The following is a 5796-nucleotide window of genomic DNA, read 5'->3' as shown; positions in this document are numbered from 1 at the left end:
CGGTGGCCGATTCATCGCTGTATTCCGCCGGGCAGCGGGCGGTGGGGCATGAATTCCACCGGACCGCAGTCACTTTCAGCGACAGCTACCAGCCCGCCTGGGTGTACCGGGGCGCGGACGCCGATGCCGTGCGGGACGGTGTGGTGCACGCCGGCGTGCACGCCTCCTACCTGCACACCCATCCGGCCGCGGCGCCGGGGGCCGTCGCGCGGTTCGTCGCGCACGCCGCGACGGCGCGAGCGTAACCACTCCGCGAAAAATCGCGCCGAAATTCGCAGTGCCGTCACGCTCGCGGGGCCAACAGCGCCAACCACTAGGCTTGCCCGGTGACCGAGAACGCCTACCTCGCTGGACTGCGGCTGGCCGGCAAAAAGGTCGTCGTCGTCGGCGGCGGCACGGTTGCCCAGCGCCGGTTGCCCCTGCTGATCGCCAGCGGGGCCGACGTCCACGTCATCTCCCGCAGCGCCACCAGGTCGGTCGAGGTGATGAGCGGAATCACCTTGTCCCTGCGCGAATACCGCGACGGCGACCTGGACGGCGCCTGGTACGCGATCGCCGCCACCGATGATCCCGAGGTGAACGCGGCGGTGGTCGCCGAGGCCGAACGCCGCCACCTGTTCTGCGTCCGCGCCGACATCGCCGTGGAGGGCACGGCCGTGACACCGGCGTCCTTCAGCTATGCCGGGTTGTCGGTCGGGGTGCTCGCCGGCGGTGAGCACCGCCGGTCGGCGGCGATCCGCTCGGCCATCCGGGAGGCGTTGCAGGCCGGGCTCATCGCCACGGACAGCGCCGCGAGCTCCGACGTCGTGCGCGGTGGGGTGGCGCTCGTGGGCGGAGGCCCCGGCGACCCCGAACTGATCACGGTGCGCGGACGCCGCCTGCTGGCCCACGCCGACGTCGTCGTCGCCGACCGGCTCGCGCCGCCGGAACTGCTGGCCGAGCTGCCCCCGCACGTCGAGGTCATCGACGCGGCCAAGATCCCTTACGGGCGGGCGATGGCGCAGAACGCGATCAACGACGTCATGATCGACCGCGCCCGGTCCGGGAAGTTCGTCGTACGCCTCAAGGGCGGCGACCCGTTCGTCTTCGCCCGCGGGTACGAGGAAGTGCTCGCGTGCGCCGACGCCGGGATCCCGGTCACCGTGGTGCCGGGTGTGACAAGTGCCATAGGGGTGCCCGCGCTGGCCGGTGTGCCGGTCACGCATCGGGCCATCAATCACGAATTCGTCGTGGTCAGCGGCCACTTGGCGCCTGGACATCCCGAATCGTTAGTGAATTGGAATGCGCTGGCCGCCTTGACGGGCACCATTGTTTTGCTGATGGCCGTCGAACGCATCGAGCTTTTCGCAGAAGCGCTGATACAAGGCGGTCGACCTGCGGATACGCCGGTGCTGGTGGTGCAGCGCGGCACGACGGCTGCTCAGCAGACTTTGCGGGCCACCCTGGCCGACACGCCGGAAAAGATTCGGGCCGAGGGCATCCGACCTCCCGCGATCATCGTGATCGGGCCGGTGGCGGCTTTCGGGCTTTAAACGGATCTTAAGATTACTGTAAGGTAACCCTTTATGACGGCCCTCAACGACAGTGAGCGCGCGGTGCGGAACTTCACCGCCGCGCGCCCCGATCGTCCGGCCCCGGAGCGCGCCACGCGCCCGGCGGAGACCGCCTCCACTCGCGTCAGCAAGTACTATCCGGCCTGGCTGCCTTCGCGTCGCTTCATCGCGGCCGTGATCGCCATCGGCGGCATGCAGTTGCTGGCGACCATGGACAGCACCGTCGCCATCGTCGCGCTGCCCCGGATCCAGAACGAGCTGAGCCTGTCCGACGCCGGCCGCAGCTGGGTGATCACCGCGTACGTCCTCACCTTCGGCGGGCTGATGCTGCTGGGTGGCCGGCTCGGCGACACGATCGGGCGCAAGCGCACCTTCATCGTCGGCGTCGCGCTGTTCACCATCTCCTCGGTGCTGTGTGCGGTGGCGTGGGACGAGGCCACCATGGTGATCGCCCGGCTCTCCCAGGGGGTCGGGTCCGCCATCGCCTCGCCGACGGGCCTGGCGCTGGTGGCCACCACATTCCCGAAGGGGCCGGCGCGTAACTTCGCGACGGCCGTGTTCGCCGCGATGACCGCGATCGGGTCGGTGATGGGCCTGGTGGTCGGCGGAGCGCTGACCGAGGTGTCCTGGCGGCTGGCATTCCTGGTGAACGTGCCGATCGGGCTGGTGATGATCTACCTGGCCCGCACCGCGCTGCGCGAGACCAACCGCGAGCGGATGAAGCTCGACGCGACCGGGGCCATGCTGGCCACGCTGGCCTGCACCGCCGCCGTGTTCGCCTTCTCGATGGGGCCGGAGAAGGGCTGGGTGTCGATCACCACCGTCGGCTCCGGTGTGGTGGCCATGGCCGCGGCGCTGGCCTTCATCGTCGTGGAGCGCACCGCCGAAAACCCCGTCGTGCCCTTCGACCTGTTCCGCGACCGCAACCGGCTGGTCACCTTCGCCGCGATCTTCCTCGCCGGCGGGCTCATGTTCAGCCTGACCGTCTGCATCGGCCTGTACGTGCAGGACATCCTCGGCTACAGCGCGCTGCGCGCCGGGGTCGGCTTCATCCCGTTCGTCATCGCGATGGGGATCGGCCTGGGCGTCTCTTCGCAACTGGTGTCGCGGTTCTCGCCCCGGGTGCTGACGATCGGCGGCGGGATTCTGCTGTTCTGGGCGATGCTCTACGGCTGGGCGTTCATGCACCGCGGCGTGCCCTATTTCCCCAACCTGGTGCTCCCCATCATCGTGGGCGGAATCGGCATCGGCATCTGCGTCGTCCCGCTGACGCTGGCGGCCATCGCCGGTGTCGGTTTCGACCAGATCGGCCCGGTCTCGGCGATCGCGCTGATGCTGCAGAGCCTCGGCGGCCCGCTGGTGCTGGCGGTCATCCAGGCCGTGATCACCTCGCGCACGCTGTACATGGGCGGCACCACCGGCCCGGTGAAGATCATGAACGACCTGCAATTGCATGCGCTCGACCAGGGCTATACCTACGGCCTGCTGTGGGTGGCCGGAGTGGCCGTCATTGTCGGCGCTGCGGCGCTGTTGATCGGCTACACGCCGGCACAGGTCGCCCACGCACAAGAGGTCAAGGAAGCGATCGACGCCGGCGAGCTGTAGCTCACCGCCCATGCCGTGGCGCGTTGTCGCGCGTCGGGAACCATGTGGTGCTCGCCGGATTTGATAGCGCCGGCGATATCAAATTTCTGAAGATTCACCTCGTCCCCTGACGGCCGTGCGCCCGCGATCGACGAACCCTCGACCAGTTAGGCTGGCCCGCTGTGATTACCCGGATGTCCCAGCTGTTCTTACGCACCCTGCGCGACGATCCCGCCGACGCCGAAGTGCCCAGCCACAAGCTGCTCATCCGGGCCGGCTACGTCCGGCCCGTGGCGCCCGGGCTGTACAGCTGGCTGCCGCTGGGCCTGCGGGTGCTGCGCAGGATCGAAGCCGTCGTCCGGGAGGAGATGGACGCGATCGGCGGGCAGGAGATCCTGTTCCCCGCCCTGCTGCCGCGCGCGCCGTACGAGACGACGAACCGGTGGACCGAATACGGCGACGGCGTGTTCCGCCTCAAGGACCGCCGCGGCAACGACTACCTGCTCGGGCCGACGCACGAAGAGGTGTTCACCCTGACCGTCAAGGGTGAATACAGCTCCTACAAGGACTTTCCGGTTTTGCTCTACCAGATCCAGAACAAGTACCGCGACGAGGCGCGGCCCCGCGCGGGGATCCTGCGGGTGCGCGAGTTCCTGATGAAGGACTCCTATTCCTTCGACATCGACGACGCCGGGCTCAAGGCCGCCTACCACGCGCATCGGGAGGCCTACCAGCGCATCTTCAACCGGCTGCAGGTCCGCTACGTGATCGTGTCCGCGGTCTCGGGAGCGATGGGCGGCAGCGCGTCCGAGGAGTTCCTGGCCGAAAGCCCGGTCGGCGAGGACACCTTCGTGCGCTGCCTGGAGTCCGGGTATGCGGCCAACGTCGAGGCGGTCATCACCGCCCGCCCGGAGGCCAAACCCATCGACGGGCTGCCGGAGGCGGTGGTCCACGACACCGGTGACACCCCGACCATCGCCACCCTGGTGGACTGGGCCAACCAGGCGGACCTCGGTCGCACCGTCACCGCGGCCGACACGCTGAAGAACGTGCTGCTCAAGGTGCGCCAGCCCGGCGGGGAGTGGGAACTGCTGGCCATCGGCCTGCCCGGCGACCGCGAGGTCGACGACAAGAGGCTGGGCGCGGCGCTGGAACCGGCCGACTACGCGCTGCTCGACGACGCCGACTTCGCCGGGTACCCGTTCCTGGTGAAGGGCTACATCGGACCGAAGGCGCTGCGCGAGAACGGCGTTCGCTATCTCGTCGACCCGCGTGTGGTGGACGGGACCAGCTGGATCACCGGGGCCGACGAACTGGGCCGGCACGTCGTCGGCCTGGTGGCCGGCCGGGATTTCACCGCCGACGGCACCATCGAGGCCGCCGAGGTGCGCGACGGTGATCCGTCTCCCGACGGCGCCGGCCCGCTGGTCTCGGCGCGGGGCATCGAGATCGCACACATCTTCCAGCTCGGCCGCAAATACACCGACGCGTTCGCCGCCGACGTGCTCGGCGAGGACGGCAAGCCGGTGCGGCTCACCATGGGCTCCTACGGCCTCGGGGTGTCGCGGATGGTGGCGGTGATCGCCGAGCAGCACCACGACGAGCTGGGCCTGCGCTGGCCGCCGGCGATCGCGCCGTTCGACGTCCACCTGGTGATCGCCAACAAGGACGCCGACGCCCGCACCGGGGCCACCTCGTTGGCCGGCGACCTGGACCGGCTGGGGGTCGACGTGCTGCTCGACGACCGGCAGGCGTCGCCCGGGGTCAAGTTCAAAGACGCCGAGCTGCTGGGCGTGCCCTGGATCCTGGTGGTGGGCCGCGGCTGGGCCAACGGCGTGGTGGAGCTGCGCGACCGCTTCACCGGAGAGACCCGCGAGCTGGCCACCGGGCCGTCGCTGGCCACCGACCTCGCGGCCGCCCTGGCCGGATAGGGCGAAAAGCCTTGCGGCGCTAGTCGTTTCCGCCCGGGAAACTCGTCGTGATGGGCCAGGCGCCCAGCACGCGGTTCCATCGGGCGGCCATCACGGCGCTTTGCGTCAGGGCCGTCGCGGCGAACGCGCGGTCGTCGGCCGTCTCGGCGTGCTCGATCACCACCCGCCAGGCCGACGCGCCGTCGTTCTCCATCCGCGCGGCCAGGCGCGCCGCGTCCGCCGCGCTGCCCACCAGCAGGGGCAACTGATAACCGGCGGCGGCGACGGGCGCGTTGACCTTGCGCGCCGTCAGCATCGCGATCACGTCGTCGCGGCGTTGGCGGTGCTGGGCCAGGGCCTCCACCACCATGCCGTTCACGCTCGGCGGCGACAGTGCCGACACCATGCCGTAGCCGTAGATCGTCGAGTGCTCGATGGCCAGCGCGTCGCACAGTGCCGCGTTGTCGGCGTCCTTACCGGAGCTCATATCGACGGGCCCCCGGGCACCAGGGCGACCGTGTACGACGCCGTGCAGGACGCGATGATCGAGGCCAGCAGCCCCGCCCGGTAGCCCGATTCGCCCGCCACCAGGCGGTTGGCGCTGTCCGCCGAGGCGCGCAGCGCGTTGATGACGTCGGACACCGGCGGCGGGGGCGGCGGTGGGCCGGCCGGTGCGGCCGGGTCGGCGTAGTTCTCGGAGATCGTGATGCCCGACCTCATGTCTAGCAGGTGGCGCACCGTCGCACCGG

General features: G+C 69.8%; 4 protein-coding genes and 2 pseudogenes. 4 read left to right on the top strand and 2 right to left on the bottom strand.

The features are described 5' to 3' along the window. From A5713_RS23940 to A5713_RS23925, 4 genes and pseudogenes are all read left to right on the top strand, one after another. Nucleotides 1–245 (top strand): annotated as a pseudogene (locus A5713_RS23940) (cobyrinate a,c-diamide synthase); the annotation flags it as partial. A gap of 81 nt (nt 246–326) precedes the next feature. After that, a complete protein-coding gene (gene cobA / locus A5713_RS23935) occupies nt 327–1532 on the top strand; it encodes a uroporphyrinogen-III C-methyltransferase (protein WP_068098644.1) in 1206 nt (401 codons plus the stop codon). Nucleotides 1533–1565: 33 nt separating this feature from the next. Then, entirely contained in the window at nt 1566–3158 is a 1593-nt protein-coding gene (locus tag A5713_RS23930; protein ID WP_067924872.1) for an MFS transporter, read from the top strand. A gap of 161 nt (nt 3159–3319) precedes the next feature. After that, nucleotides 3320–5068: a proline--tRNA ligase gene (locus A5713_RS23925; RefSeq protein ID WP_068098642.1), complete on the top strand. Its 1749-nt coding sequence runs from the start codon at nt 3320–3322 to the stop codon at nt 5066–5068. A gap of 19 nt (nt 5069–5087) precedes the next feature. Here A5713_RS23925 and A5713_RS23920 read toward each other — a convergent pair whose 3' ends face one another. Beyond that, nucleotides 5088–5534, bottom strand: a complete 447-nt coding sequence (locus A5713_RS23920) for a ferritin-like domain-containing protein (protein ID WP_067924867.1) — start codon at nt 5532–5534, stop codon at nt 5088–5090. Beyond that, nucleotides 5531–5796: pseudogene (locus A5713_RS23915) on the bottom strand (hypothetical protein); the annotation flags it as partial. The pseudogene A5713_RS23915 and the gene A5713_RS23920, both read right to left, overlap by 4 nt.

Source organism: Mycobacterium sp. E2497 (assembly GCF_001668695.1).
Taxonomy (GTDB): domain Bacteria; phylum Actinomycetota; class Actinomycetes; order Mycobacteriales; family Mycobacteriaceae; genus Mycobacterium.
The sequence above is the reverse complement of the archived record's forward strand: the minus strand, read 5'-3'. Positions and strand labels throughout refer to the sequence as shown.

Coding starts and splice junctions, on each gene's coding strand:
- A5713_RS23920 (WP_067924867.1), bottom strand. CDS start 5,534: ATGAGCTCCGGTAAGGACGCCGACAACGCGGCACTGTGCGACGCGCTG.
- A5713_RS23930 (WP_067924872.1), top strand. CDS start 1,566: ATGACGGCCCTCAACGACAGTGAGCGCGCGGTGCGGAACTTCACCGCC.